Raw genomic sequence first — 24863 nt, forward strand, 5'->3', positions numbered from 1 at the left:
GTGCCCGGTGACCGCTCCCCTCGTGCCCCTGCCCGCCGGGGCCCGGCCGTGAGCGTCTACGACAAGCGGCCGTGGCTGGCCCGCTACGGCGACCAGCCCGCCGACTACGACCTGGAGTTCGACGACGCGCTCTCGATGTTCCGCGCCGGCGTGCAGCGCGATCCCGACGGCGACGCGTTGCGCTACTTCGACGGCACGGTCGTCCGCCGCGACCTCGACGCCACGACCGACGCCCTGGCAGCCGGCCTCCTGGACGCAGGTCTCCGGCGGGGCGACCGGGTGGCGGTCTACCTGCAGAACGTGCCCCAGTTCGTCTTGGCCGTGGTCGGCACGTGGAAGGCCGGCGGGGTGGTGGTGCCGATCAACCCGATGAGCCGGGCGCGGGAGCTGTCGTACCTGCTGGCCGACTCCGGGGCGGCGGTGCTGGTCTGCCTGGAGCACCTCCACGACGAGGTGGCCCGGGAGGTCGTGCCCGGCACCGGCGTGCACCTGGTGCTGACCACCAGCGGCCTGGACCTGCAGACGCGGGACGACCAGCGGCTGTTCGCCGGCGTCACGCGACAGCGGCACGAGGGCACCACCGACCTGCTCGGGTTCGTCGAGCGGTACCGCGGACGGACCCCGCCACCTGTGGACCTCGGGCCCGACGACGTCGCGTTCCTGACCTACACCTCGGGCACGACCGGAGTGCCGAAGGGGGCGATGAACACCCACCGCAACGTCGTCTTCACCGCGCAGGTCTACCGCGACTGGATGCGCGCCGGGCGGGACGGCCCGGTCCTCGCCCTCGCCCCGCTGTTCCACATCACCGGGTTGATCGGCCACGTCGCCGTCAGCCTGCTGGCACCGGCACCCCTGGTGCTCGCCTACCGCTACGAGCCCCGGGTGGTGCTCGACGCCCTGCTGGAGCACCGTCCCGCGTTCACCATCGGCGCGATCACCGCCCTCACCGGACTGGTCGACGCCCCCGGGTGCACGCGCGACCACTTCGCGTCCCTCACGTCCGTCTACTCCGGCGGGGCGGCCATCTCCCCGGCGGCCGAGCGGCGGTTCCTCGAGGCCACCGGCACGCGGGTGCACAACGCCTACGGCCTCACCGAGACCACGTCGCCGATGACGGTCACGCCCTTCGGCACGCCCGGCCCGGTCGACCCGGCCTCCGGTGCGCTGTCGGTGGGTGTGCCCGCGCCGAACACCGTCGTCCGCATCCAGGACGACGACGGGCACGACCTGCCGCTGGGCGAGGTGGGCGAGATCGTGGCCGAGGGCCCGCAGGTGGTGCCCGGCTACTGGGGCAAGCCCGAGCAGACGGCGGTGGACCTGCCCGGCGGCGCGCTCCGGAGCGGCGACGTCGGGATCATGGACCCAGAGGGCTGGGTCTACATCGTCGACCGCAAGAAGGACATGATCAACGCGTCGGGCTACAAGGTCTGGCCGCGCGAGGTCGAGGACGTGCTCGCCGAGCACCCGGCCGTCCGCGAGTCCGCCGTCATCGGCGTCCCCGACGAGAGGCGCGGCGAGACGGTCAAGGCGTTCGTCAGCCTCCGGCCCGGGACGAGCGCCACGCCCGAGGACCTGATCGCGCACTGCCGGGAGCGGATGGCGGCCTACAAGTACCCGCGCAGCGTCGTGCTGCTCGACGAGCTGCCGAAGACCGTCACCGGCAAGATCCTCCGGCGCGAGCTGCGCGGTACCTGACCGGCAGGCCGGCCACGCTCAGCGCAGCAGCGGCCGCAGGTTCTCCGTCCACACGTCCCAGCCCAGCCGGGCGATCAGCGCGGTGACCACGACGAGGAAGACCCCGCGGACGAAGCCGGTGCCGCGGCTGGTGGCAGTGCGCGACCCCAGGTAGCCGCCGAGCGTGTTGGCCGCCGCGAGCAGCAGGCCCAGGCCCCAGACGACCGAGCCGTGCGGCACGAAGAACGCCAGCGCGCCGACGTTGGTGGCGACGTTGACGATCTTCGCCTTGGCGCTGGCCGACAGGAAGTCGTAGCCGAGCAGCGCCACGAGGGAGAACACGAGGAAGGAGCCGGTGCCGGGGCCGAGGACGCCGTCGTAGAAGCCGATGACCGCGCCGACGGCCAGCGCGGTGCCGTGGTGCCGGCGGCCGGTGTGGCGCAGCGCGGTCACCTCGCCGAGCGCCGGGCGGAACGCGGTGAACAGCGCGATGCCCACCAGCGCCACGACGATCACCGGCTTGAACACCGCGGCCGGCAGCAGCGCGGCGACCGACGCGCCGCCGAAGGAGGCCACCAGGGCGACGCCCGCCATCGGCAGGGCGGTGCGCAGGTCGGGGTGCACGCGCCGCTGGTAGGTGACGGCGCTGGTCGTGGTGCCGAAGAACGAGGCCAGCTTGTTCGTGGCCAGCGCCTGCACCGGGGACAGGCCCGGCACGAGCAGCAGGGCGGGCAGCTGCAACAGGCCGCCGCCCCCGACCACGGCGTCCACCCAGCCGGCGGCCAGCGCCGCGACGAGCACGAACGCGAGCACCCACGGCGTCAGCCCGTCGGGGAGGAGGACGTCGCTCACGAGGGGCCAGCCTCCCCCAGCCGCGGCCGGGCGGGACGGCGGGGTCCGGCGTTGCGGCCGGTGCCCGGCGGCGGTCAGATGACGCATGGCGCGCGCACGGGCCGGCGGGCACGCGGCCAGCGAGGCCGACTCCCCGCACCGGCTGCCCCTGCGGGACTGGCGGCCGGTCCTGCGCCGCGTCCTCCGGCACGCCCTCAGCGACCGGCTCATGGTGCAGGCGGCGGGGGTGGCCTTCTTCGCCGTCCTGTCCGTCGCGCCGGTGCTGGTGACCGCCGTGTCGGTCTACGGCGCGGTGAACACCCCGGAGGACGCCCTCCGGCAGCTGTCGAGCGTGGCCGGGATGCTCCCCGAGGACCTGCGGTCGGTGGTCGCCGACCAGCTGGTCACGGTCACCACCGCTTCCGGGCAGGTGCTCACCTTCCGCGGCATCACCGGCCTGGCCGCTGCCCTCTACACCGCCACCACGGCGATGACGTACCTGGTCGACGGGCTGACGCTGGCCTACCACGAGGAGGAGACCCGGGGGTTCCTCCGGCGCAGCGCGCTCGCGCTCGCCCTCGTGCTGGGCGGCGCGGTGCTGCTCGCCGCCGTGTTCACCGTGGCCGGGCTCGTCCCCGGTGCCGTCGACGGGGCACCCGGCGCGGTGCGGGCGGCCGTCCCGGTGCTGGCCTGGGTCGCGGCCGCGGCGCTGATGGCCGGGGTGCTCGCCGTCCTCTACCGCCTGGGGCCCGACCGGAAGCAGGCTCGCTGGCGGTGGATCACCCCCGGCTCGGTCGTGGTCACCGCGCTGTGGCTGGCGACGACGATCGGCTTCTTCGCCTACGTCAGCAGCCTGGGCAGCTACGCGGCGACCTACGGCTCGCTGGCCGGCGTGGCGATCAGCATGTTCTGGCTGTGGGTGACCGTGTTCCTGGTGTTCCTGGGCGCGGCGTTCAACGCCGAGGCCGAGCGCCAGACGGCGCGCGACTCGACCGTCGGCCCGGAGCGCCCGCTGGGCGAGCGGGGCGCCGTCGTCGCCGACAGCGTCCCGCCCTACCCCAGCGAGCGGTGACGCCGGCGGCGCCGGCTCGGGCGACCCGCCTCAGGCGACCTGGAACGAGCGCTTGGCCAGGCCGATGAAGAAGCCGTCGACCGTGGTGGTGACGCCGGCGGCCGGATCGGTCGCCGCACCCAGGGTGACGAACAGCGGCGTGAAGTGCTCCACCGTCGGGTGGGCGTAGCGCAGCCCGGGCGCCCGCAGCCGGAACCGGGACAGCTCCTCGACGTCGCCACGGCCGAGCGCGTCGGCGGCCCAGGCGTCGAAGTCCGCCGACCAGTCCGGGACGGCGCCGCCGAGCATCTCCCGCGTCAGGTAGGGCAGCCCGTGGGTCATGAAGCCCGACCCGACGACGAGCACGCCCTGCTCGCGCAGCGGGCGCAGCCGCTCGCCGAGGGCCAGCAGCGTGGCGGTGTCGTGCGTGGGCAGGCTCAGCTGCAGCACCGGGACGTCGGCCTCGGGGTACATGACCTTCAGCGGCACCCAGGCGCCGTGGTCGAGGCCGCGGCTGCGGTGCTCGTGCACGTGCGCGGTCTCCGGCAGCACGGCCAGCAGCTGCCGCGCCAGGTCGGAGGCCTCCGGGGTGTCGTAGCGCATCGAGGAGTACAGCGGGTCGAAGCCGCCGAAGTCGTAGACCAGCCCGGTGGGCGCGGTGCTGGCGATGCCGAGGGAGTCCGACTCCCAGTGCGCGCTGACGATGAGCACCGCCCGCGGCCGGGGCAGCGCGCGGGCCCAGGCGGCCAGCTGCCGCATCCACGGGGTGTCCTCGAACAGCGGCGGAGCACCGTGGGAGAGGTAGAGCGCCGGCAGCGGGCCGTCGTCCGGCGTCCAGGACCGGTGCGGTCCGAGGCCGGCGACGTGCCGCAGGTGCGCGGCGAACGGGTGGCGGGGGTCGATGCGCGCGTCGGCGACGGCGGTGGGGTGCACGGGGTCTCCCGGGGTCAGCCGGCCAGCGGCAGGTCGAGGGTGTGGGCGGTGTGGTCGCGCTTGACGGCGAGGTAGCGGGCGTTGGCGGCCGACAGGTGGACGCCGGTGGGCACCCGCTCGGTGACCGCGACGCCGAGCAGCCCCAGCTGGGCGGCCTTGTCGGGGTTGTTGGACAGCAGCCGCACCCGGTCGACGCCGAGCGCGGTGAGCATCTGCGCGGCGGCGGTGTAGTCGCGCTCGTCCTCGCCGCGGCCGAGGGCCAGGTTGGCCTGGTAGGTGTCCAGGCCGGCGTCCTGGAGGGCGTAGGCGTCGAGCTTGGCGTAGAGGCCGATGCCGCGGCCCTCCTGGCGCAGGTACAGCAGGACGCCGCCGGCGCCGGTGATCCGCTCGGCCGCCTCGCGCAGCTGCGGCCCGCAGTCGCACCGCTCGCTGCCGAGCACGTCGCCGGTCAGGCACTCGCTGTGCGGGCGCACCAGCGGCGCCTCGCCGCCGGCCCCGGCACGGTCCGCCGCGCCGCGCCAGTCGCCCAGCCCGAGGGCCAGGTGCTCCCCGCCGTCGGCCAGGCCGGTGAAGGTGAACACCTCGGCGGTCGTGGCGTACCCGTCGGCGAAGCGCAGCGGCACGGTCACCCGGGTGCGCACGGTCGCCGGCGCCGGGGAGGCGGACACCGTGTCCGCGCCGAGGGTGAGGGTCATGCCGGCCTCCCAATCACTTGTACCTACAAGTGACGACCGTAGCCCACGGAGGTTGAAGCTACAAGTACCCGGGTGGGACCATGCCGGTGTGGAACCGCGGTGGCTCGACGAGGACGAGATGGCGGCGTGGCGGCGGCTGGTCGCCGTCGTCGAGCTGCTGCCCGGCGTCCTCGACGGCCAGCTGCGCCGCGACGCGCAGCTCACCCACTTCGACTACCACGTGCTCGCGATGCTGTCCGAGGCGCCGGACCGGGTGCTCCGGATGACCGACCTGGCCGCGCGCACCAACGCCACCCTCCCCCGGCTCTCCCACGTCGTCCGCCGGCTGGAGGAGCGCGGGCTGGTCGAGCGGGCGCCCTGCCCCTCCGACGGCCGGGCCACGAACGCGCGGCTGACCGAGGCCGGCTGGGCGAAGGTGCGCGAGACCGCGCCCGGCCACGTCGCCACGGTCCGCGAGCACGTGGTCGACGCGCTCACCCCGGAGCAGGTCACCCAGCTCGCCGGCATCGCGGACGCGCTGCTGCGGCGGCTGGACCCCGACGGCCGGCTGACCGGGGCGCTGGACCGGGCCGACCGGGACTAGCCCGACGTCGAGCGCACCAGGCGGCGGACGCCGGCCAGCCACCGCTCCGGCTCGGCGGCCTTCTGCGCCCAGTACGTGGCCACCTCCGGGTGCGGGAGGATCAGGAACCGCTCGTCGGCGAGCCCCTCGACCACCGACTGCGCCACGTCCTCGGGCGTGATCACCCGCCCGGAGGCAGCGACGACGGCGGCCGCCGACCGGCCCTGCTCCAGCGGGTCCATCAGCAGCGGCGTGCTCACCCCGAGCGGGCAGACGCAGCTGACGCCGATGCCGCGGTCGCCGTAGGTGACCGCCAGCCACTCGGCCAGCGCCACCGCGCCGTGCTTGGTCACCGTGTAGGGCGCGTCGCCGGGCGTGGTGAGCAGGCCGGCAGCCGACGCGACGTTGAGCAGGTGGCCCGAGCCCCGCTCCAGCATCGACGGCAGCACCGCGCGGGCGGCGTACACGTGGGCGAGCACGTTGACCGCGAACACCTGCTCCCACACGGCGGTGTCGGTCTCGATCCCGCCGCCGGAGAACACCCCGGCGTTGGAGCAGAACAGGTCGACCCGGCCGTGGGCGGCCACCGTCCGCTCCACCAGCGCCGCGACGGCGGCCTCGTCGGTGACGTCGGTGGCGTCGGCGGTGCCGCCGACCTCCCCGGCGACCCGCTCGGCCGCCGCGCCGTCGCGGTCGCTGACCACGACGGCGGCGGCTCCCTCGGCGGCGGCGCGGCGGGCCAGCGCGGCACCGATCCCGCTGCCGGCCCCGGTGACGACGACGACGGCGTCCTGCAGCTGCATGCCCGAGTCCTACCCCGGTCCCCGCGCCGGCGCGCGATGAGTCCCCCGCCGTCGGGCGGTCTGCCCTCCCACGACCCCGACGAGGAGCAGACCACCGTGACCGTCACCACCGTGCTCGCCCAGGCCACCGTCACCGACCTCGACCGCGCGGAGCGCTGGTACACCGCGCTGTTCGGCCGCGGCCCCGACAGCCGGCCGATGGACGGCCTGCTCGAGTGGCACCTCACCGACTCCGCCGGCGTGCAGGTGTGGCGGGAGCCGGGGCGCAGCGGCCGCTCGACCGTGGTGCTGGCCGTCTCCGACCTCGACGCCGTCGCCGCCGCCGCGAGCGCGGCGGGCACCGCGCACGACGGCCCGGAGCCCGGTGGCGGCGGCCGCCTGCTGCGGCTGGCCGACCCCGACGGCAACCGCGTCGTCGTCACGGGGGGCTGACCGGCCAGGTCAGAGGCGGTACGCGACCGGCTGCCACCTGCCGTGTGCGGCGTCGGGACCGGGGGTAGTGCGCCACCGAGTCGCACACCACCGAGATCGAGGAGACCCCGTGACCGTTCCCGACACGACCACCCGCGACGCCGCCACCGGTCAGCGCGACATCAAGTCGCACGAGACCACCAGCTTCGCCGACCTCGGCAAGGAGATGTGGTCCTACCTGACGGGGAAGGGCGCGGCGATCAACTACGAGTTCGTGGACATGACCGTCGAGGTGCCGCGCGAGACCGGCCCGCAGGCGCCGCGCGCCACCTGGAAGCTCAACGGCACGCTGCGCATCACCACCGCCGAGAACGCCAGCCGGGGATGACGCCGGAGGGCGAGCACGCCCTCGAGGTGACCGCCGACCTCTCCGTCGAGGTCGACGGCGTCCCCGTGCGGGTGCAGGCCTCGGGCTCGGAGATCGAGGTGACCTCTCCCGACGTCCGGCGGCTGTTCGCCGCGGTGCGCGTGGCCGGCGGCGCGGCCACCCAGGGGTCGCCGGGCCGGGCCGAGCTGGCCCGGGTGGCCGACACGCTGGCCGACCACGGCCTGACGGCGCGGCTGGACGGACCGGCCGGGCGGGTGCTGTCGCTCGGCGCCGACGTCGACTCGGCCGCGGGCTCGGCACTGGTCGGCACCCGGCACGCGCGGCTGCACCCGGCGGGGGCGCTGCGCAGCAGCGGGCCGGCCGGCGTGCTGGCCGCGGCGGCGCTGCTCGTGGGGTTCGCCGTCCTGGCCCGCCGCCGGGGCCGCTGACCCGTCCCACCGGCCGCCGTCCCCTGCGGGACGGCGGCCGGTGGGCGCTCAGGCGGTGCGGGCCCCCTGCCACAGGTCGACGCCGGCGTCGACGGCGTGCCGGTCGATGCGGGCGAGCTCGTCGTCGGTGAAGTCCAGCCGGTCGAGCGCGGCCACGTTCTGCTCGAGCTGCGTCACGCTGCTCGCGCCGATGAGCACGCTGGTCACCCGCCGGTCGCGCAGCGCCCAGGCCAGCGCCATCTGGGCGAGCGACTGCCCGCGCTCCTGGGCGATGTCGTTGAGCGCCCGCACGCGCTCGAGCGCCTCGTCGGTGAGCAGGTCGGTCGACAGCGACTTGCCCTGGCTGGCGCGCGAGCCCTCGGGGACGCCGCCGAGGTACTTGTCGGTGAGCATCCCCTGCGCCAGCGGCGAGAAGGCGATGCAGCCGGCGCCGACGTCGGCGAGGGTGTCGAGCAGCCCCTCGGTCTCGATCCAGCGGTTGAGCATCGAGTAGCTGGGCTGGTGGATCAGCAGCGGCGTGCCGAGGTCGGCCAGGATCGCGGCGGCGCGCGATGTGTCCTGCGGCGAGTACGACGAGATGCCGGCGTAGAGGGCCCTGCCCGAGCGGACGGCGGTGTCCAGCGCCCCCATCGTCTCCTCGAGCGGGGTCGTCGGGTCGGGCCGGTGGGAGTAGAAGACGTCGACGTAGTCCAGGCCCATGCGGCGCAGCGACTGGTCGAGGCTGGCCAGCACGTACTTCCGCGACCCGCCGCCCTGGCCGTAGGGGCCGGGCCACATGTCCCAGCCGGCCTTGGTGGAGAGCACCAGCTCGTCGCGGTAGGGACGGAAGTCGTCGCGCAGGTGGCGGCCGAAGTTGGTCTCGGCCGAGCCGTAGGGCGGGCCGTAGTTGTTGGCCAGGTCGAAGTGGGTGATCCCCAGGTCGAAGGCCCGCCGCAGCACGGCGCGCTGGCGCTCCATCGGGACGTCGTCGCCGAAGTTGTGCCACAGCCCGAGGCTGATCACCGGCAGGTCCAGGCCGCTGCGCCCGGTGCGGCGGTAGGTCATGGTCTCGTAGCGGTTCTCCGCAGCGGTGTGGGTCATGGCGCTGTCCTGCCCCCGCCCCGGCCCGGGGAACCGCGGCGGGCGTTCCCGGGCGCGGTACGGCACGGGACCGGCCGGCGCAGGTCCAGCAGCATGACGTCGGAGTCGCCGAGCCGGCCGACGACGACGAAGCCGGCCCGCTCGTAGAGGACGCGGGCCCGGTTGCCGTCCTCGACGCTCAGCGACAGCGCACGCGCGCCTGTCTCCCGGGCGCGGGCGACCAGGCCGTCGAGCATCGCCGTGCCGATGCCCTGGCCCCGCCGCGCGGGCGCCACGCCCATCGAGACCTCCGGGACGTCCTCGGCGACGAACCCGTAGCCGGGGTCCCCCGCTGGGAAGGTGCGGCACCAGGCGGCGCCGACCGGTTCACCACCGGCGACGACGGCGACGACGCCGAGGTCGCCGGGTCGCGGCCAGCCGGCCACGTAGTGGGCCAGGCGCGGGTCGGCCGCGATGTCGTCACGGGTGAGGCGGGCGGTGCCCTGCCAGGTGACCGCGCAGAACAGCGCATCGGTGAGCGCGGGAGCATCGCCGGCCGTGGCGTCGCGGAGCCGGACGCCCTCAGCACGCACCGGCCGACGGTATCGACGCCGGCCCCACCTCTCCCCCGCCTCCCCGGCGCTGCCGGCGATCGCGTCGGCACCGTGTCGACGGGTCGAGGTGGCGTCAGGTCGACCTGGCGACCCGGGCGAGCAGGGTCAGAAGGGCGGTGGGTCGTCGTCCGGATCGGTCGGCGGCCGTGGAGCCGGGCCGGCGTCGTCCGGTGGTGCGGGCTCGGCCGGCGCGGGTGGTCGCATGCCCGGTGGCCGGGTGGTGCGGGTGATCCCCGACGGGGTGGTCACGGTCAGCACGCCATCGGTGCTCATCTGGAAGTGCCAGCCGCGGGCGAAGGTCTTCAGCCGGTGGTGGCTGCGGCACAGGCAGCACAGGTTGGCGCAGTCGGTGGCGCCGCCGCGGGCGTGCGGGAGGACGTGGTCGGCATCGGCCCACCCGACGCGTTGGCCGCAGCCGGGGAAGCGGCAGGTGCGGTCGCGGGTGTGGATGAACGCCTGCTGCGCCGCCGACGGCGCGTAGGCGGCGACCTCTCCGGGTCGGTCGAGCACGGCGCACCCGCACTCGTCCTGCCCGTGGGTGGTGCATCCCCGCTTGGCGAGGCGGCGCAGCTGCTCCAGCGTGGTGGTGGCGCGCAGGGCGCCGTCCTCGTCGGTCAGCGCCAGCGTCACCGAGCCACCCTCCGGCGTGCGCAGGCCGAGGGCGTCGAGCTGGGCGAGGAGGTCGCGGAGCTGGCCGATGGTGATCGGCAGCCCGTTGACCTCACCCGCCTGGCTCGACTCGCCCTTCAGTGCGCTGAGGGTGGCGATCAGCTGCAGGTGCGCCGTCACCGGCGGACGCGAGTCGTCCCACGGCCGCTGGAGCAGGTCGGCCAGCACCGCCGCGCGCAGCCGGCCGATGGGCCGGTCGTCACCGTCCTGCTTGAGCAGGACGGCCAGCTGGGCGACCAGGTCGAAGCACGCCGCCACCGGCGCCGGCAGATCGGCAGTCAGGGTGCTCATGCCCTCCCGCGGGGAGGGATAGACCCGCACATCGGCCTGCCGCTCGGCCTCCCGGCGCCGCTCATCAACGGCATCGGCGTCCACCGCCAGCAGCGCGGCCACGGCCCGCTTCCTGAGCATGTGGGTGGTCCAGCCGGCGGCCTCGGGCAGCAGCCGGGACTCCACCTGTCGGGCCACCGCCGGGTCGGTGTGCTGCAGCACGTCGACGAGCACCTTCGCTCGGGCCTCGTCCAGCGCCCCCTCGGCCAGCGCCGCCCAGGTGCCCGGGAGGGACTCCCGGTACACCCACGCCCGGTGCGCCAGCAGCGAGGCCGACCGGCGGCCGCAGTTGAGCACCATCGCCAGCTCGGCGGGAAAGAACTCACTCACGCCGGGCAGCTCCGGATCCGCCGCCCACGACCCCCGCGTCGCACCCGGTGTCCCGGGCGCGGGGTCCAGGTCGTCCGGGGTGTCGTCGGCCAAGCCGAGGACGAGCTCGGCCTCGTAGGCGGCCAGCCGGGCCTTGAGGGCGGCCACGTGCTCCAGCTCGGCGGCCTTCTGCTCGCGGGTCAGCAGCACCACCGGCAGTCGCCGCAGCTCCGGGGGCTCGGTCACGAGCAGGTCGAGGAGCCCCCCGGCGCACACCGGCGGCTGGTCCTCCTCGATCTCCTGCACGACCCGAACCTACGACCGGGGTACGACAGTTCCCGCAGGTCAGGGAGGTGACGGGCGAGGAGATGTGGGGAGGTGAGAGCCCACAGCGCTGACCGCAGCGCCGACCAGCGGGAGTGGTGCTTGCATGACCGGCATGACGACGCAGCGGGTGGCGGTGCTCGGACCGGGCGGTGTCGGCGGGCTGCTGGCGGCCCTGCTGGCGCGGGTGGGCGCGGAGGTCACCTGCCTGGCGGGCGCGGACACGGTCGAGGTCCTGCGCCGCGACGGCATCCGCCTGGCGAGCGCCCAGCTCGGCGACTCCACGGCCCGGGTGGACGCCGCCGAGGAGCTGACCGAGCCGGTCGACGTCTGCCTCGTCTGCGTCAAGGCCACGCAGCTCGACGCCGCCCTGGCGCGGGTGCCGGCCGGCGTCCTCGGCGGCGCGCTGCTGGTGCCGTTCCTCAACGGCGTCGAGCACGTCGAGGAACTGCGGCGGCGCTACCCCGACGCCGGCGTCGTCCCGGCCGCGATCCGGGTGGAGAGCACGCGCACGGCGCCGGGCGTCGTCCGGCACGGGAGCCCGTTCGTCTCCGTCGACCTGGTCGCCACCGGCGCGCTCGAGGAGCGGGTGCGGGGGCTGGCCGAGCTGCTCGGGCGCGCGGGCGTCGCCGTGCGGGTGGGGGACGACGCCGCGGCCGTGCTGTGGGGCAAGCTCGCGTTCCTGGCACCGTTCGCGCTGCTCACCACGTCGGCGCGGGCGACGGCGGGCGAGGTCCGCGAGCAGCGCCGCGACGACCTGCTCGCCCTGGTCGCCGAGGTCGCGGCGGTGGCCGGCGCCGAGGGCGCCCCGACCGACGCCGAGGCGGTGGTGGCGTTCTTCGACGGGGTCCCGGCCGGGATGCGCTCGTCCATGCAGCGCGACGCCGAGGCGGGCCGGCCGACCGAGCTCGACGCGATCGGCGGCGCCGTCGTCCGCGCGGCCGGGCGGCACGGCCTCGCCGTCCCGGTGACCGCCCGCTACGTCGCGGAGCTCTCGGCCGGCTGAGCGTCCAGCGGCCGGGTGGCGCCGGCGGCGAACAGGCCTGCCGCCAGCACGACGAGGACGACGAGCAGCGCGTCGACGATCCCGGTGGCCTCGGCGACGACGCCGATCAGCGGCGGGCCGGCGAGGAACGCGGTGTAGGCGATCGAGCTGACCACCGAGACCCGCGCGGCCGCCCGCGCGGGGTCGTCGGCGGCGGCACTCATGCCGACCGGGAAGCCGAGCGCCGCGCCGGCGCCCCAGAGCACCGCGCCCGCGACGGCCAGCGGCAGCGACGGCGCGACGACGAACAGCAGCAGCCCGAGGACGGCGGTCGCGCCGCCTCCCCGCAGGGTGGCCACCCGGCCCCACCGCGCGAGCAGCGAGCCGCCCAGCACCCGGACGGCGGTCATCGCCGTCACGAAGCAGGCGAACCCGACCGCGGCGGCCGCCTCCGAGACGCCCTGCCCGTCGACCAGCGCCACGGCCAGCCAGTCGTTGGCGCTGCCCTCGGTGAACGCGAAGGCGAGCGTGAGCGCGCCGACCAGCAGCGTGCGCGGCTCGCGCCAGGCGCGCCCGACGCCGGACCCCTCCGACCGGGCGGCCTCCTCGTCGGGGTCCGCGGGGAGGAACGAGCGGACGGCGAGCGCGATCGCGGCGAAGGACGCCGCCGCCACGAGGACCAGGTGCACCGGCAGCGGGAGCGCCAGCGCCGCCGCCGCGGCACCGAGCAGCGCGCCGGCCACCGTGCCGAGGCTGAACCCGGCGTGCAGCCGGGGCATGAGCGGGCGGGCGAGCCGCCGCTCGACGGCGGCGCCCTCGATGTTCATGGCGACGTCCCAGCCGCCGACGCCGGCGCCGGTGAGCGCCAGCCCCACCGCGGCCAGCGGGACCGAGGCGGTGCCGAGACCGGCGGCGAGCAGGAGTTGGCCCGTCGTGGTGACGGCGGCGCCGGCCAGCACGGTGCGCGCCGGGCCGAGGCGGTGCACGACCGGGCCGGTGGCCGGCAGCGCGACACCCGAGCCGAGAGCGAGGCACAGCAGCAGCAGGCCGAGCTGGGCGGCGGAGAGGTCGAGCGTGTCGCGGGCGGCCGGCACCCGCGAGATCCACGACGCGAAGGCGAACCCGTTGACGATGAAGGCGGTCGCCACGGCGGTGCGTGCGCGCCCGACCGTCGGGGCGGTGGTGCTGGTCGTCACAGCTCTCCCTCGGCGTCGGTGCGGCCGGGAACCACCTTATCGAATCGATTCGACACCGTGTCCTGGAGGGCGGCGCGCCACGGCCGTAGCGTCGTGGTGACCCCGTCCGCTCAGGAGGCGCGCGTGACCGACCGGAACCGGCCGACCCTGGCCACCGTCGCCGCGCGCGCCGAGGTGGCGCCGTCCACGGCGTCCCTGGCCTTCTCCGGGTCCTCGCGGGTCGCGCCGGCCACCCGCGAGCGCGTCCTGGCCGCGGCCGCGGAACTGGGCTACGCCGGGCCGGACCCGGTCGCCCGCTCGCTGCGGTCCCGCCGCAGCGGGGTGGTCGGCGCGATGATCGGCGAGCGGCTGGCCTATGCGTTCACCGACCCCGTGGCGGTGCAGCTGCTCGACGGCGTCACCGAGGTGCTCAGCCCGCTCGGCGTCGGCCTGCTGCTCCTGCCCGGGGACGCCGACCGGCAGGGCCCGACGGTCGACCAGCTGGCGCACGTGCCGCTCGACGCCGCGGTCTACGCCACCTGCGGGCTCGAGGACGACCCCGCCCTGGCGCACCTGCAGCGCCGCGGGGTGCCGGTCGTCGCCGTCGACGGGCCCCGGCTGGACGACGTCGTGTTCATCGGCATCCACGACCGGCGCGGGACGGCGGACCTGGCCCGGCACCTCGCCGGGCTCGGGCACCGCCGCGTCGCCGTCGTCGCCATGCCGCTGCGGCTGGACGGCACCCGCGGACCGGTCACCGCGGCCCGCCGGGCACGCGCGCACTACCGCGACGTGCGCGAGCGGCTGCTCGGCGTCGAGGAGGTGTTCGGGCCGGTGCCGGCGGTGGAGGGCGCGAGCAACTCGGTCGGGGAGGGCGAGCGGGCCGGGCGGGCGCTGCTCGACGTCCCGGCCGCCGACCGGCCCACCGCCGTCGTCGCGCAGAGCGACCTCATGGCCGCCGGCGTGCTGCGCGCCGCCCAGGAACTGGGACTGCGGGTGCCCGAGGACGTCAGCGTGGCCGGTTTCGACGGCGTGGAGCTGCCGTGGCTCGCGCCGGTCCGGCTGACCACCGTCGCGCAGCCGACCACGGAGAAGGGCCGCGTGGTGGGCCGGGCGGTCGCCGAGCTGGTCGAGGGCCGGCGCCCGGAGGACGTCGTCCTCGACGTGCACGTCTCGGTCGGCACCACCACCGGGCCGGCCCCGGGCTGAGCCGCGTCGCCTCGGCCGGGCCCTCGGCGGGTCGTCCTCAGCCTCCTGGGGCGGGCGGCTCCCCGGCCCAGGCGGCGTGCAGCAGGGCCGCCACGCCGTCGCGGGTGACCGGGCGGGGGTTGGCGTAGGGGTCGGCCACGGCGAGGTCGGCGACGCGGGCGACGTCGTCCTCGGCCATGCCCAGCTCGGCGAGGGAGCGGGGGGCGCCGAGCCGGCCGGCCAGCTCCCACAGCGCCCGGGCGGGGTCGGACGCCCCGCCCAGGGCCCGGGACAGGGCCGCCACGGCCCGGGGTGCGGCCGGGGCGTTGTAGGCCAGCGCGTGCGGCAGGACGACGGTGTGGGTGGGTGCGTGCGGCAGGTCGAGGGTGCCGCCGAGGGTGTGACACAGCTTGTGGTGCAGACCCATGGTGGTCGCGCCGAGCACCGCGCCGCACAGCCACGCGCCGTACTGGGCCTCGCCGCGGGCCGCCGGGTCGGCGCCGTCGGCGACCACGGCGGGCAGCGCGGCGGCCAGCGCCCGCACCCCCTCCTCGGCCATCAGGGAGACGATCGGGCTGGCGTCGGGGGCGTAGAGGCCCTCCACGGCGTGCGCGACCGCGTTGACGCCGGAGGTGACCGACAGCTGCGGCGGCAGGGTGAGCGTGAGCTCGGGGTCGTAGACGACGCTCCTCGGCAGCACGCGGGGGTCGCGGCCGGTGCGCTTGGCGCCGGCCTCGGTCAGTCCCCAGATCGGGGTCATCTCCGAGCCGGCGTAGGTGGTCGGCACCGCGACGACCGGCAGCCCGTGCGCCAGCGCGACGGCCTTGCCCAGCCCGATCGCCGAGCCGCCGCCGACGGCCACACAGCCGTCGGCGCCGGCGCCCCGGGCCAGCTCCTGTGCGCGGGAGGCGACCTCGACCGGCACGTGCATCCGCGCCTCGGGCAGCACCCCGGCCGCCCGCTCCCCCAGCGCGTCGGCGACCGTCCGGCCGGTGTCCGCCTGCTCCGGGGAGCACAGCACCAGCACCCGTCCCAGGCCCAGGGCGGCGACCTCCTCGGGCAGCCGGGCGAGCGACCCGGGTCCGAACACCACCCGCATCGGCAGCGCGGTGTAGGCGAACGGCGCGATCACGCGCGGTCCTCGCGCAGCAGCGACAGGTCGAAGGTCAGCGTCCGGAACGGGTTGGCCAGCCCCACCTCCGCCGCCCGCGCCGGGTCGTCGACCTCGGGCACCTCGCGCACCAGGCTCTCCTTGACCCCGAACACCGCGTCGGAGTCCAGGTACGGGGAGTCGGCCACGAACACGTGCGTGGTCACCGGCCGGTACCCGGGTGCGTCGGCGATGAAGTGCAGGTGCGCCGGCCGGTTGGGGTGCCGCCCGGTGGCGGCCAGCAGCTGTCCCACCGGCCCGTCGTCGGGGATCGGGTAGAACCGCGGCACCACCGACCGGAACCAGAACCGGCCCTGCTCGTCGGCGGTGAACAACCCGCGCAGGTTGCCCGGCGGCTGGATGCCGGGCTGCTGCACGTCGTAGAAGCCGTCCTCGTTGGTCTGCCACACGTCCACGGTCGCGCCGGCCAGCGGCTCGCCGTCCGGGCCGGTGACCTGCCCCGACACCAGGCACGGGGTGCCCTTGCCGTCGAGGGCGATGTCGTCGCCGAGCCGCCGGGGCGGGGACTGCACCATGTGGAACGGGCCGAGCACCGTGGACTCGGTCGACGTGCCGCCGGTGCGGTGGTTGATCGTCTCCACCAGCATCGACACCCCCAGGACGTCGGAGAGCAGGATGAACTCCTGGCGCACCGCGTCGCTCGTGTGGCCGGTGCGGGTCAGGAAGTCGATCGCCACCGCCCACTCCGCCTCGGTGAGCTCCACGTCCTTGACGAAGGCGTGCAGGTGACCCACCAGCGAGGTCAGCACCTGCCGCAGCCGCGGGTCCGGGGTGTTCGCGAAACTGGCCGCGACCACCTCCGCCGACCGCTCCTCGCTGAACAGCTCCCCGCTCACGCCGGCCGGTCCAGCACCGTGCGCAGGGCGGCCTCGAGCGCGGCCTCGGCGTCGGGCACGGGGCCGGCCGACCGGAAGGCGACGTAGTTGTCCGGACGGGCGAGCAGCACGCCGCCGTCGTCGGTGCCGCGCACCCGCGCCCAGTCGCCGTAGAGGTCGTCGTACCGCTGGCCGGGCCCGACGACGACCGCGGCCACCTCGACGCCGAGCCGCTCCCCCACGGTGGCCGCGGCGCGCACCCAGGCGTCCCCGCCGATGCCGGTGAAGACGGTGAACCGGCCCTGCCCACCGAGGTCGAGGGTGGAGACCTGCCGGCGCCGGGGCCCGGTCAGCCAGGCGTGCGGCAGCTTGGCGCCGGGCCGCGAGGACACGTGCGAGTACAGCTCCGGGTCGCGCACCGGCTCCTCGGGCGGCGTGCCGTCGGGCACCACCGCCGTCGACTCGTAGCGCTGGTCCATCTCCACGCCGTGGCAGTTGAACTCGTAGTCCTTGAACGCGATCGCCTCGCGCAGCGCCGCGCGCTGCTTCTCCGCCTCCGGCGTGGCCTGCTTGCGGGCGGCCATGTGCTCGACCATCAGGTCGGGGTCGGAGGTGTCGAGCAGGCCGAGCGCGTCGAAGATCCGCGCGGTGTCGGCGATCGACTGGTTGGCCCGGTCGACCACCTGCCGGCCCACCGGCGCCCGCTCGGCCGAGTAGGTCTCCAGCAGGCCCGGTCCGGCCTGCCCGCGGAGGACGGCGGCCAGCTTCCACGCCAGGTTGTAGGCGTCCTGGATGGAGGTGTTGGAGCCCAGCCCGTTCGACGGCGGGTGCCGGTGCACCGCGTCCCCGGCGCACAACACCCGGCCGGCGGAGTAGCGCTCGGCGGCCAGGTGGTTCACGGTCCACGCCGAGCTCGACGTGATGGTCACCGGAACCGAGTCGTCGCCGATCAGCCGGCGCACGATCCCGAGCGCGTACTCCTCGGTGAGGTCCGGCGGCGGGCCGTCGATGTCGTAGCCCCAGACGATCAGCCACTTGTGCCAGGGCCGGACCATCCGCACCAGGCCCGCGCCGATGCCGCCGACGTCGGCACCGGGCTGCAGCACCCAGTAGAGGACCGACGGGCGGTCGGCGACCAGGTGCGACAGGTCGGCCTCGAAGACGATGTTGATGCTGCCGCCGACGCCCATCTGCCCGCGCAGCGGCAGGCCGACCGCCTCGGCCACCTGGCTGCGGCCGCCGTCGGCACCGACGACGTAGCGGGCGCGGACGTCGTACTCGTCGCCGCGCAGCCGGTCGCGGACGTGCACCGTGACGCCGTCGTCGTCCTGCTCGAGGGAGACGAACTCGGTGTCGAACCGGACCGTCGCCCCGCGCGACTGGGCGGCGTGCACGAGCAGGGGCTCCATGAGGTCCTGGGGCATGTCGCACATCCGCGTGGGGCTGGCGGCGGAGTAGTCGGCCGTCCGGTCGGGCCGGGTGCCCCAGGCGTGCAGCCGGCCGAGCTCCTCGCCGGCGATGGAGGTGCAGTAGACGAGGTTGCCCATGAGGTGCTGCGGCGTGGCCTCGGCCTCGACCTCGCGCTGGACGCCGAGGTCGCGCAGCACCTCCATCGTGCGCTGGTTGGTGATGTGCGCCCGCGGGGTGTCGGCCAGCTGCCCGTACTTGGTGATGACGGTGGTGTCGACGCCGTAGGTGGCCAGGGCCAGCGCGGCGGCCGAGCCGGCCGGTCCGCTGCCGACCACCAGGACGTCGGTCTCGAGGGTGGGCACGGGATCTCCTCAGCTCTCGCTCAGCCACGGGTAGCGGGCGGTGTCCTTGCCGGCGTAGTCCGGGTCCAGGTAGATGAAACAGCGCTGGATCAGGAAGTCGCGGATCTCGAACACGTCGCACCACCGGCCCGCGCCCCACTCGGGCACCCCGGCCCGCCACGGCCCCTCCTTGTGCTCCCCGTGGCTGGTGCCCTCGACGACGACGAGGTCGGACCCGGAGAAGACCCAGGTGAACTCGGCGTAGTGGTGGGTGATCGAGGCCAGTGACCCACCGACGTCGGCGAAGAGCCGACCGATCTGCTCCCTGCCCGTCGCCAGTCCCCACTTGGGGAACATCACCTGCGCGTCGGCGGCGAACAGGTCGAGGATGCTGCCGCCGGTCGAGGTGACCCCGGCGTTGTCGAAGGCCTTCAGGTACTCGAGCGCGACGGACTTGCGCTGCTCGTCGGTCATGGTCAGGGTCGCGATCGCCACGGTGGTGTCCTCTCCTCGGATGGGGTGGGTGCGGGGCCGGCGTCAGGCGGGGGTCAGCTGGGACGACGGGGCAGCGGCCGGCTCGCGGACCGGTTCGCGGTCGGCGGCCTGGGCGGCACGGTGGGCGAAGGCGATGATCGGGCCGAGGGTCGCGCCACCGGCCCAGTAGGCCTGCGCCGAGGCCGACGCGACGCAGTTGCCGACGCCGTAGAGACCGGGCACGGGGGTGCCGGTGTCGTCGAGGACCTGACCGTCGGGGTTGGTCCTCGGGCCGCCCTTGGTGTCGAGCGTCCCGCCGGTGACCAGGGCGGCGTAGTAGGGGCCGCGGTCGCTGATGGGCCACATGGTCGGGTTGGTCCGGCCGGGCTCGTCCTTGACGACGCCGTTGAACAGCAGCTGCACGGGCTTCTCGCCGCGGTGGAAGTCCTCGTCCACCCCACGCTCGGCGAAGCCGTTGAACCGCTCGATCGTCTGCCGCAGCGTGGCGGCGAAGTCGGGGGCGAGGGTGAGGCCCCCGGTGACGCCGCGGTAGCGCTCCAGCCGTCGCGCGATCGCGGCGGACAGCTCCTCCAGCGTCTCGCCCCGGATGACGTGCGCGTCGTCGGTGCCGGGCGGCACGATCAGCCGGCCGTACTCGTCACTGGCGGAGTGGTCCTGGCTGCGCTGGTCCCAGACCTGGACGAGCACGAGGTGGGGGTACTCGCCCCGGTCGCCGTCGTAGGCGAAGAAGCGCTGGGCCAGCTCGTTGTACTGGAGCTTCTCGTTGACCACCCGGCGACCGGTCTTGTCGACGAAGACCATCGAGTCGCCGGCGACGGAGAACATGCCGCTCATGCCCGGGTCCCGGGCGACGGCCTTCTCCAGCGGGATCGGGCACATCCAGGCGTAGTTCATGTTCCTCAGCTGCGCGCCGACCGGGCCGGCGATGGCGAGGAAGTCGCCCTCGTTGGTGCTGGCGGCGCACCCGCCGTAGACCGGCGCGTGGAGGAAGTTGCGGCGGAGGTCGACGTCGTGGGTGAAACCGCCGGTGGCGAACACGACGGCCTTGCGGGCGGCCACGCGGGAGGTGCGCCCGTCGGCGGTGGTGGCCTCGACCCCGACGACCGCGCCGTCGCGGGTCACCAGGCGCTGCACGCGGTGCCCGGTGCGGACGTCGACGCCGTCCCGGGAGGCGGCCGCGCTCATCGAGGCGACCGCGACCAGACCACCGTCGGACATGCTCTCGCGGGCACCGGCGGGCACGAGGACGCGCCCGGTCGGCGCCTTGTCCTCGGGCAGCTCCGACCAGTAGTCGGGGACCCCCGCGCAGTGCCGGTACTCCAGCGCGCCACGCTCGGCGAGCAGCTCGGCGGCCGGGGAGGCGCTGGCGTAGATGGCGCGGCACATGTCGTACTCCCACGGCGACAGACCCAGGGTCGGCGACTCGGGGTCGTAGGCCGTCGGCCGGGCCAGGCGGGCGACGTAGCGCAGGAAGTCGGGCTCCTCGTCGGCGATGCCGGCCGCGCGCATCGGCTCGTTGGCCGGGACCCAGTACCAGAAGGCCGCCTTGCGGGCCGTGCCCCCGAGGACGTCGGCCTTCTCGAGGAGGACCACCTCGTTGCCCAGCCAGCGGCTGAAGAGGGCGGTCGGCAGTCCACCGCCACCGCCGCCGACGACGACCACGTCGGCGACGACGTCTGCCGGGCGGTCGTCGGGCACGGGCGCCGCCGACTCGCGGGCCGGGGCGTGCGGGGGCGCGGGGGTGCTGGTCACGGGGTACCTCGCCGGATCCGGGTGTGGTTCAGGACACCCCGAGCGTGGAGCCGCCGGACCCGTGGCGGGTGTGCCGTTTCGGCACACCCGCCCGCCGCTCAGCCGCCGTCGAGTCCGTAGTAGCGGAGCTTGCGGTACAGGGTGGTCCGGCCGATGCCGAGGGTGTCCGCGGCGCGGGAGCGGTTGCCCGCCGAGGCCTGCAGCGCCGCGCGGATCGCCGTCCGCTCGGCCTGCTCCAGCCCGGTGAAGACCCGCGTCACGCGGCGCAGCTCCTCCGGCAGGTCGGCCGAGGTCACCGGCCGGTCCTCGCCGACCTCGCGGCACAGCCGCGCGACCAGCGCGCGCAGCTCCTCGACGTTGCCCGGCCACGCCCACCGGCGCAGCGCCGCCTCGGCGTCGAGGGCCAGGCGCAGCCCCCGCGGCACCAGCGGCGCGGAGAGGGCGGCGACGAGCGCCGGGACGTCCGCACCCCGGTCGCGCAGGGGCGGGACCTCGACGACCGCCGCCGGGCCCGCCGGCACCAGGTCCCGGTACCAGGGGCGGCCGTCCTGGGGCACCCCGCCGGTGAGGGCGAGCACACCTCTGTCGCAGCGGTGGGCCAGGTCGCGCAGGCTGGCGGCCGTCCGGGCGGGCAGCGCGTCGGCGCCGCGGACGACGACCTGCGCGTCGTCGGCGAGCGCCCCGGCGACACCGGCCAGCCAGGTCGCGGGGTCCTCGGTGACGGCGTCGACGGCCTCCACCTCGGTGACCGCCCGCCCCTGCCGGGTGCCGACCGCGCGCGCGACGGCGCTGCGGCCGCTGCCCCACTCACCGACGACGACGAGCACGCGGGCGTCCCCCAGCTGCGAGGCGCGGCGGAGCAGCGCCTGCCAGGCCGGCGAGCTCCCGACCAGCCGCGGCAGCGCCTCGGGGACCGGACGTCCGGGCGCGATCCCGAGCGGGGTGGACGGCGGAGCGTCCGGTGTCTCGAGGGTGACGAGGAGACCGGCGACCACGCCGCCGTGCAGCACCTCGCGCAGCCGGGCGACGTGCCCGCTGCCCGGCAGCCGCAGCCGGGTGGTGGCGAGCCGGTCGTCGCGCACCGCCGTCGCGGCGAGGTCCTCGAGGTCGGCCAGGTCGGGGTCGACGAGCAGCGAGCCCGCCGGGTCGCTGACGATCCGGGTGCGCCCGTCGAGGGCCAGCACGGCCGGGGTGCGTGCCCGCTCCGGGAGGAAGGCGTCGAGCAGCACCCGCTCGCGGGGCTCGGTGTGGTGCAGCAGCTCCCGCTCGATCGCGGCGGCGGCGGTGTCGACCAGGGTGGACAGCAGCACCGGCGGGACGTCGAGTCCGCAGACCAGGGACAGCACGCCGCGCAGCCGGGAGTCCAGCGGGTCGCGGATGGGAGCACCTGCGCAGGCGGTGTCCTGGTAGAGCCCGAGGACGTGCTGGGGGCCGCGGACCAGCGCCGGCCGTCCGGTCTCGACGACGGCGGAGATGCCGTTGAGACCGGTCGTCGTCTCCGACAGGTCCGCACCCGGGCCGGTGTCGATGCGCTCGAGGTGCCGGCGGACCTCGGGGCTCTGCGCCTGGACCACCTCCACCCGGCCGCGCGCGTCGGAGAGCACCACCGCCAGATCGGCGGCCGAGAGGCTGTCGGCCAGCCGCTCGAGCACCGGGGAGGCGGCGGCCACCAGCGAGGCGTGCCGGGGACCGGGGACCCGCGGCACGGCGGGGAGGTCGGGCGCGACCCCGAGGAAGAGCGCCCGCCGCCAGGCCGCGGCCAGCTCGGCCGGCAGGCCCGGAGGAGTGCGCGCGTGCAGTCCGCCGGCCAGGAACTCGTCACGGGCGCGCCGCAGGCGGTAGAGCCCCTCCGCCGTCAGTGCGTCGAATCCGGTCACGGCACCTCCGCTCGGCCCGCCGGGTGCTCGGCGGTCACCCTGTCACCGACGCCTCGGGCAGGCCAGGGGTCGGAGCGGCTCAGGCGCCCGAGGGGTCCTGGGTCGTCCTGGGGTCGATCGGCAGCGCCGCCCTGGTCGGAGGCCCGTCCTCAGGTACGGGGTTCGCGGCCGGCCGGCTGGCGGGGCTCGTCGAGCAGCGGGTCGGGGGTGCGCAGCGGCACGGTGGCCGGGGCGTCGGCGGTGACGGTCAGGCGTTCGCCGTCCACGACGACGGTCACCGGCCCGGGGCCGCGCATCAGCGTGACGGTGGTGCCCTCCCGCGTCGTCTCGACGCGCAGCAGGCTGCCGCGCCACGTGACGCGGTAGGCGGTGCGGGACAGCGCGGCCGGCAGCAGCGGCGCCAGCTCGAGGTCCTCGGAGTCCTCCCGGAGGCCGCCGAGGCCGGCGACGAGGGCCAGCCACGCCCCGCCCACCGCGGCCAGGTGCAGGCCGTTGGCGGTGTCGCCCCGGACGTCGCGCAGGTCGACCAGGGCCGCCTCCCGCAGGTAGCGCAGCGCGAGGTCGGGGTGCTGGGCCTGGGCGCAGACGACCGCCTGCACGGCGGCCGACAGCGAGGAGTCCCGGACGGTCCGCGCCTCGTAGTACTCGAGGTCGCGCGCCACCTCCTCGGCGGTGAAGTCGTCGCGGCACCACCACAGCGCCTGGACGAGGTCGGCCTGCTTGAGCACCTGCCGGCGGTAGAACTCGGCGTAGTGGTGGTGCTCCTGGACCGGGTAGGAGTCCCTCAGCTCCTCGAACGGCCACTCCCGGTAGGTCGTGAAGTCGTCGTTCATCGGGTGCACCCGCAGGCCCTCGTCCCACGGGACGTGCACGGCGTCGGCCGCCGACCGCCACGCGGCGGTCTCGGCGTGGTCCACGCCGAGCTCCGCCGCGAGCTCCGGCCGCCGCTCGCACGCGTCGGCGGCCCACCGGAGGTTGCGCCGGGCCATGAGGTTGGTGAAGACGTTGTCGTCGACGACGCCGGTGTACTCGTCCGGCCCGGTCACGCCGAGCCAGTGCCAGGCGCCCGCGGCGTCCTCGTGGCCCAGGGACCGCCACGCCCGTGCCGTCTCGACGAGCACCGGCAGCCCGCCGACGGAGTCGAGGTCGCGGCCGGTGACGTTCTGGTGCAGCCAGAAGGCGCGGGCGACGTCGGCGTTGACGTGCACCGCCGCCGTGCTCGCGGGCCAGTACGCCGAGACCTCGCGTCCGCTGATGGTGCGCCAGGCGAAGCAGGCCCCCTCGAGCCCCAGGGTCCGCGCCCGCTCCCGGGCGAGGTCGAGCGTGTCGGCGCGCCACCGCAGCAGGCGGGCGGCCGCGTCCGGGCGCAGCAGCGACAGCGCGGGCAGCACGAACCCCTCGACGTCCCAGAAGGTGTGGCCGCTGTAGCCGATGCCGGTCAGCCCCTTGGCGCCGACGGGGGCGCCGGAGATGCAGGCGGCGGAGCAGGAGAGCTGGAAGACGGTGTAGCGCAGCGCCTGCTGGAGCTCGGCGTCGCCGTCGACCTCGACGTCGGCGGTCGCCCACAGCTCGTCGAGCACGGCCCGCTGGCCGGCGAGCAGGCCGTCCCACCCGAGGTCGAGCGCGGAGCTGACGGCGGCCGAGGCCTGGCCGACCACGGAGTCCGACCCGGCGTCGTGCGACCAGCTGTACGCGACGACCTTGACGACGGTGACGCTCTCCCCCGCCGCCAGGTCGGCGGCGACCGTGGTGACGACGTGCTGCTCGTCGACCCGCGTGCTCACCCGCCCGCCGTCGACGTGGTGGGCGACCGCGGCCGCGACCGTGATGCCCGACCGGCGGGTCCGCTCCACGAGCGCGCCGCCGGTCTCGTGGCCGATCTGGGCGTGCGGCTCGAAGGCCTCGTCCAGGGCAGGCGCGACCCGCGGGTCGTCGTTGTCCACCCCGGCCGGCGTCACCTGGCCGGCGGCCAGCTCGGACCGGACGACGACGTGCCCCCGCCCGTCCAGCACGCGGACCTCGAAGCGCACGGCGCACACCGACCGCTCGGCCAGGGAGACCAACCGCCGCGAGGACACCTCCACCGACGTGCCCGACGGCGACGTCCAGCGCACGTGGCGGTCGAGGGTCCCGGCGCGCAGGTCGAGGGTGCGCTCGTGGACCTGCGGCGGGACCTCGCGCACGTCCAGCGGGACCCCGTCGACCAGGAGGCGCAGCGGCGTGCCGTCGGCGACGGTGAGCAGCGCCTGCCCCTCCTCCGGCTGGCCGAAGCCGCCCTCGGGATAGGACAGCGGGTGGGTCTCGTAGACGCCGGACAGGTACGTGCCGCGCATGCCGAAGGGCTCGACCTCGTCGAGCGTGCCGCGGACGCCGAGGAAGCCGTTGGAGAGGCTGAACACCGACTCGGCGACGGCGAGGGTGCGCGGGTCCACCCGCGGCTCCCGGACCAGCCACGGGTCGGTGTCGAGGGTCGGGGCGGTCACGTCGGCCTCGCTCGCGTCGTCCGGGACAGGACGGACGCCGGGGACCTGCGTCCGACCCCTGTCCTACCGTCCGCCACGGCCCCTCGC

The 24863-nt window shown here is 75.7% G+C and carries 23 protein-coding genes; 8 read left to right on the forward strand and 15 right to left on the reverse strand.

All coding sequences use genetic code 11. The features are described from left to right. Nucleotides 1-48: 48 nt before the first annotated feature. Nucleotides 49-1698, forward strand: coding sequence for an AMP-binding protein (locus LY71_RS12130; protein WP_106277773.1), 1650 nt, complete (start codon nt 49-51; stop codon nt 1696-1698). Between the two features lie 18 nt (nt 1699-1716). On the opposite strand, the gene LY71_RS12135 is transcribed toward LY71_RS12130, so the two are convergent. After that, complete coding sequence (locus LY71_RS12135) at nt 1717-2529, reverse strand: sulfite exporter TauE/SafE family protein (RefSeq protein WP_245887857.1); 813 nt, start codon at nt 2527-2529, stop codon at nt 1717-1719. A gap of 85 nt (nt 2530-2614) precedes the next feature. On the opposite strand from LY71_RS12135, the gene LY71_RS12140 reads away from it, so the two are divergent. Then, nucleotides 2615-3580 (forward strand): YihY/virulence factor BrkB family protein, encoded by a 966-nt coding sequence (locus LY71_RS12140; RefSeq protein ID WP_106277778.1) that lies wholly within the window; start codon nt 2615-2617, stop codon nt 3578-3580. A 30-nt stretch (nt 3581-3610) separates the two neighbouring features. On the opposite strand, the gene LY71_RS12145 is transcribed toward LY71_RS12140, so the two are convergent. Next, nucleotides 3611-4492 (reverse strand): dioxygenase family protein, encoded by an 882-nt coding sequence (locus LY71_RS12145; RefSeq protein ID WP_106277780.1) that lies wholly within the window; start codon nt 4490-4492, stop codon nt 3611-3613. Between the two features lie 14 nt (nt 4493-4506). Continuing rightward, nucleotides 4507-5187, reverse strand: a complete 681-nt coding sequence (locus LY71_RS12150) for a GTP cyclohydrolase II (RefSeq protein WP_106277782.1) — start codon at nt 5185-5187, stop codon at nt 4507-4509. A gap of 88 nt (nt 5188-5275) precedes the next feature. Between LY71_RS12150 and LY71_RS12155 the strand changes: the two genes are divergently transcribed. Further along, complete coding sequence (locus tag LY71_RS12155; RefSeq protein ID WP_211297299.1) at nt 5276-5770, forward strand: MarR family winged helix-turn-helix transcriptional regulator; 495 nt, start codon at nt 5276-5278, stop codon at nt 5768-5770. Here LY71_RS12155 and LY71_RS12160 read toward each other — a convergent pair. Continuing rightward, entirely contained in the window at nt 5767-6552 is a 786-nt protein-coding gene (locus LY71_RS12160; RefSeq protein WP_106277784.1) for an SDR family oxidoreductase, read from the reverse strand. The two genes, LY71_RS12155 and LY71_RS12160, sit on opposite strands and share 4 nt — an antisense overlap. Nucleotides 6553-6648: 96 nt before the next feature. Between LY71_RS12160 and LY71_RS12165 the strand changes: the two genes are divergently transcribed. The 3 genes from LY71_RS12165 to LY71_RS12175 all read left to right on the forward strand — a co-directional run bounded on the left by LY71_RS12165 (nt 6649) and on the right by LY71_RS12175 (nt 7779). After that, entirely contained in the window at nt 6649-6984 is a 336-nt protein-coding gene (locus LY71_RS12165; RefSeq protein ID WP_106277969.1) for a VOC family protein, read from the forward strand. 109 nt (nt 6985-7093) lie between these two features. After that, nucleotides 7094-7351: a hypothetical protein gene (locus LY71_RS12170; protein WP_169064642.1), complete on the forward strand. Its 258-nt coding sequence runs from the start codon at nt 7094-7096 to the stop codon at nt 7349-7351. Beyond that, nucleotides 7348-7779, forward strand: coding sequence for a hypothetical protein (locus tag LY71_RS12175; RefSeq protein WP_106277787.1), 432 nt, complete (start codon nt 7348-7350; stop codon nt 7777-7779). Before LY71_RS12170 ends, LY71_RS12175 begins: the two co-directional genes overlap by 4 nt. 48 nt (nt 7780-7827) lie before the next feature. Here LY71_RS12175 and mgrA read toward each other — a convergent pair whose 3' ends face one another. The 3 genes from mgrA to LY71_RS12190 form a co-directional block, all read right to left on the reverse strand. After that, the gene (gene mgrA, locus LY71_RS12180; protein ID WP_106277789.1) at nt 7828-8859 is read right to left on the reverse strand and encodes an L-glyceraldehyde 3-phosphate reductase; all 1032 of its coding nucleotides are present in this window, start codon (nt 8857-8859) and stop codon (nt 7828-7830) included. Next, nucleotides 8856-9431: a GNAT family N-acetyltransferase gene (locus LY71_RS12185; RefSeq protein WP_106277791.1), complete on the reverse strand. Its 576-nt coding sequence runs from the start codon at nt 9429-9431 to the stop codon at nt 8856-8858. The genes mgrA and LY71_RS12185 overlap by 4 nt, the downstream gene beginning before the upstream one ends. 126 nt (nt 9432-9557) lie before the next feature. Next, nucleotides 9558-11066 carry an HNH endonuclease signature motif containing protein gene (locus LY71_RS12190; protein ID WP_106277793.1) on the reverse strand — a complete coding sequence of 503 codons (1509 nt, stop codon included), beginning with the start codon at nt 11064-11066 and terminating at the stop codon, nt 9558-9560. Between the two features lie 133 nt (nt 11067-11199). Between LY71_RS12190 and LY71_RS12195 the strand changes: the two genes are divergently transcribed. Further along, nucleotides 11200-12090, forward strand: coding sequence for a ketopantoate reductase family protein (locus LY71_RS12195; protein ID WP_106277971.1), 891 nt, complete (start codon nt 11200-11202; stop codon nt 12088-12090). On the opposite strand, the gene LY71_RS12200 is transcribed toward LY71_RS12195, so the two are convergent. Then, complete coding sequence (locus LY71_RS12200) at nt 12063-13265, reverse strand: MFS transporter (protein ID WP_106277795.1); 1203 nt, start codon at nt 13263-13265, stop codon at nt 12063-12065. The two genes, LY71_RS12195 and LY71_RS12200, sit on opposite strands and share 28 nt — an antisense overlap. A gap of 123 nt (nt 13266-13388) precedes the next feature. Between LY71_RS12200 and LY71_RS12205 the strand changes: the two genes are divergently transcribed. Next, a complete protein-coding gene (locus LY71_RS12205; RefSeq protein WP_106277797.1) occupies nt 13389-14453 on the forward strand; it encodes a LacI family DNA-binding transcriptional regulator in 1065 nt (354 codons plus the stop codon). A gap of 37 nt (nt 14454-14490) precedes the next feature. Here LY71_RS12205 and LY71_RS12210 read toward each other — a convergent pair whose 3' ends face one another. From LY71_RS12210 to LY71_RS12240, 7 genes are all read right to left on the reverse strand, one after another. Then, the gene (locus LY71_RS12210) at nt 14491-15564 is read right to left on the reverse strand and encodes a maleylacetate reductase (protein WP_106277799.1); all 1074 of its coding nucleotides are present in this window, start codon (nt 15562-15564) and stop codon (nt 14491-14493) included. Next, entirely contained in the window at nt 15561-16439 is an 879-nt protein-coding gene (locus LY71_RS12215) for a dioxygenase family protein (protein WP_211297301.1), read from the reverse strand. Before LY71_RS12215 ends, LY71_RS12210 begins: the two co-directional genes overlap by 4 nt. Continuing rightward, entirely contained in the window at nt 16436-18190 is a 1755-nt protein-coding gene (locus LY71_RS12220) for an FAD-dependent oxidoreductase (RefSeq protein ID WP_106277801.1), read from the reverse strand. The genes LY71_RS12215 and LY71_RS12220 overlap by 4 nt, the downstream gene beginning before the upstream one ends. A gap of 9 nt (nt 18191-18199) precedes the next feature. Further along, nucleotides 18200-18664, reverse strand: coding sequence for a nuclear transport factor 2 family protein (locus LY71_RS12225; RefSeq protein ID WP_106277804.1), 465 nt, complete (start codon nt 18662-18664; stop codon nt 18200-18202). Between the two features lie 42 nt (nt 18665-18706). Next, nucleotides 18707-20416 (reverse strand): FAD-dependent oxidoreductase, encoded by a 1710-nt coding sequence (locus LY71_RS12230; RefSeq protein ID WP_106277806.1) that lies wholly within the window; start codon nt 20414-20416, stop codon nt 18707-18709. Between the two features lie 98 nt (nt 20417-20514). Next, a complete protein-coding gene (locus LY71_RS12235; protein WP_106277808.1) occupies nt 20515-22293 on the reverse strand; it encodes a sigma-54-dependent Fis family transcriptional regulator in 1779 nt (592 codons plus the stop codon). Between the two features lie 149 nt (nt 22294-22442). Then, complete coding sequence (locus LY71_RS12240; RefSeq protein ID WP_106277810.1) at nt 22443-24776, reverse strand: glycoside hydrolase family 65 protein; 2334 nt, start codon at nt 24774-24776, stop codon at nt 22443-22445. Nucleotides 24777-24863: the final 87 nt, after the last annotated feature.

The organism is Geodermatophilus tzadiensis, assembly GCF_003002915.1.
Taxonomy (GTDB): Bacteria; Actinomycetota; Actinomycetes; order Mycobacteriales; family Geodermatophilaceae; genus Geodermatophilus; species Geodermatophilus tzadiensis.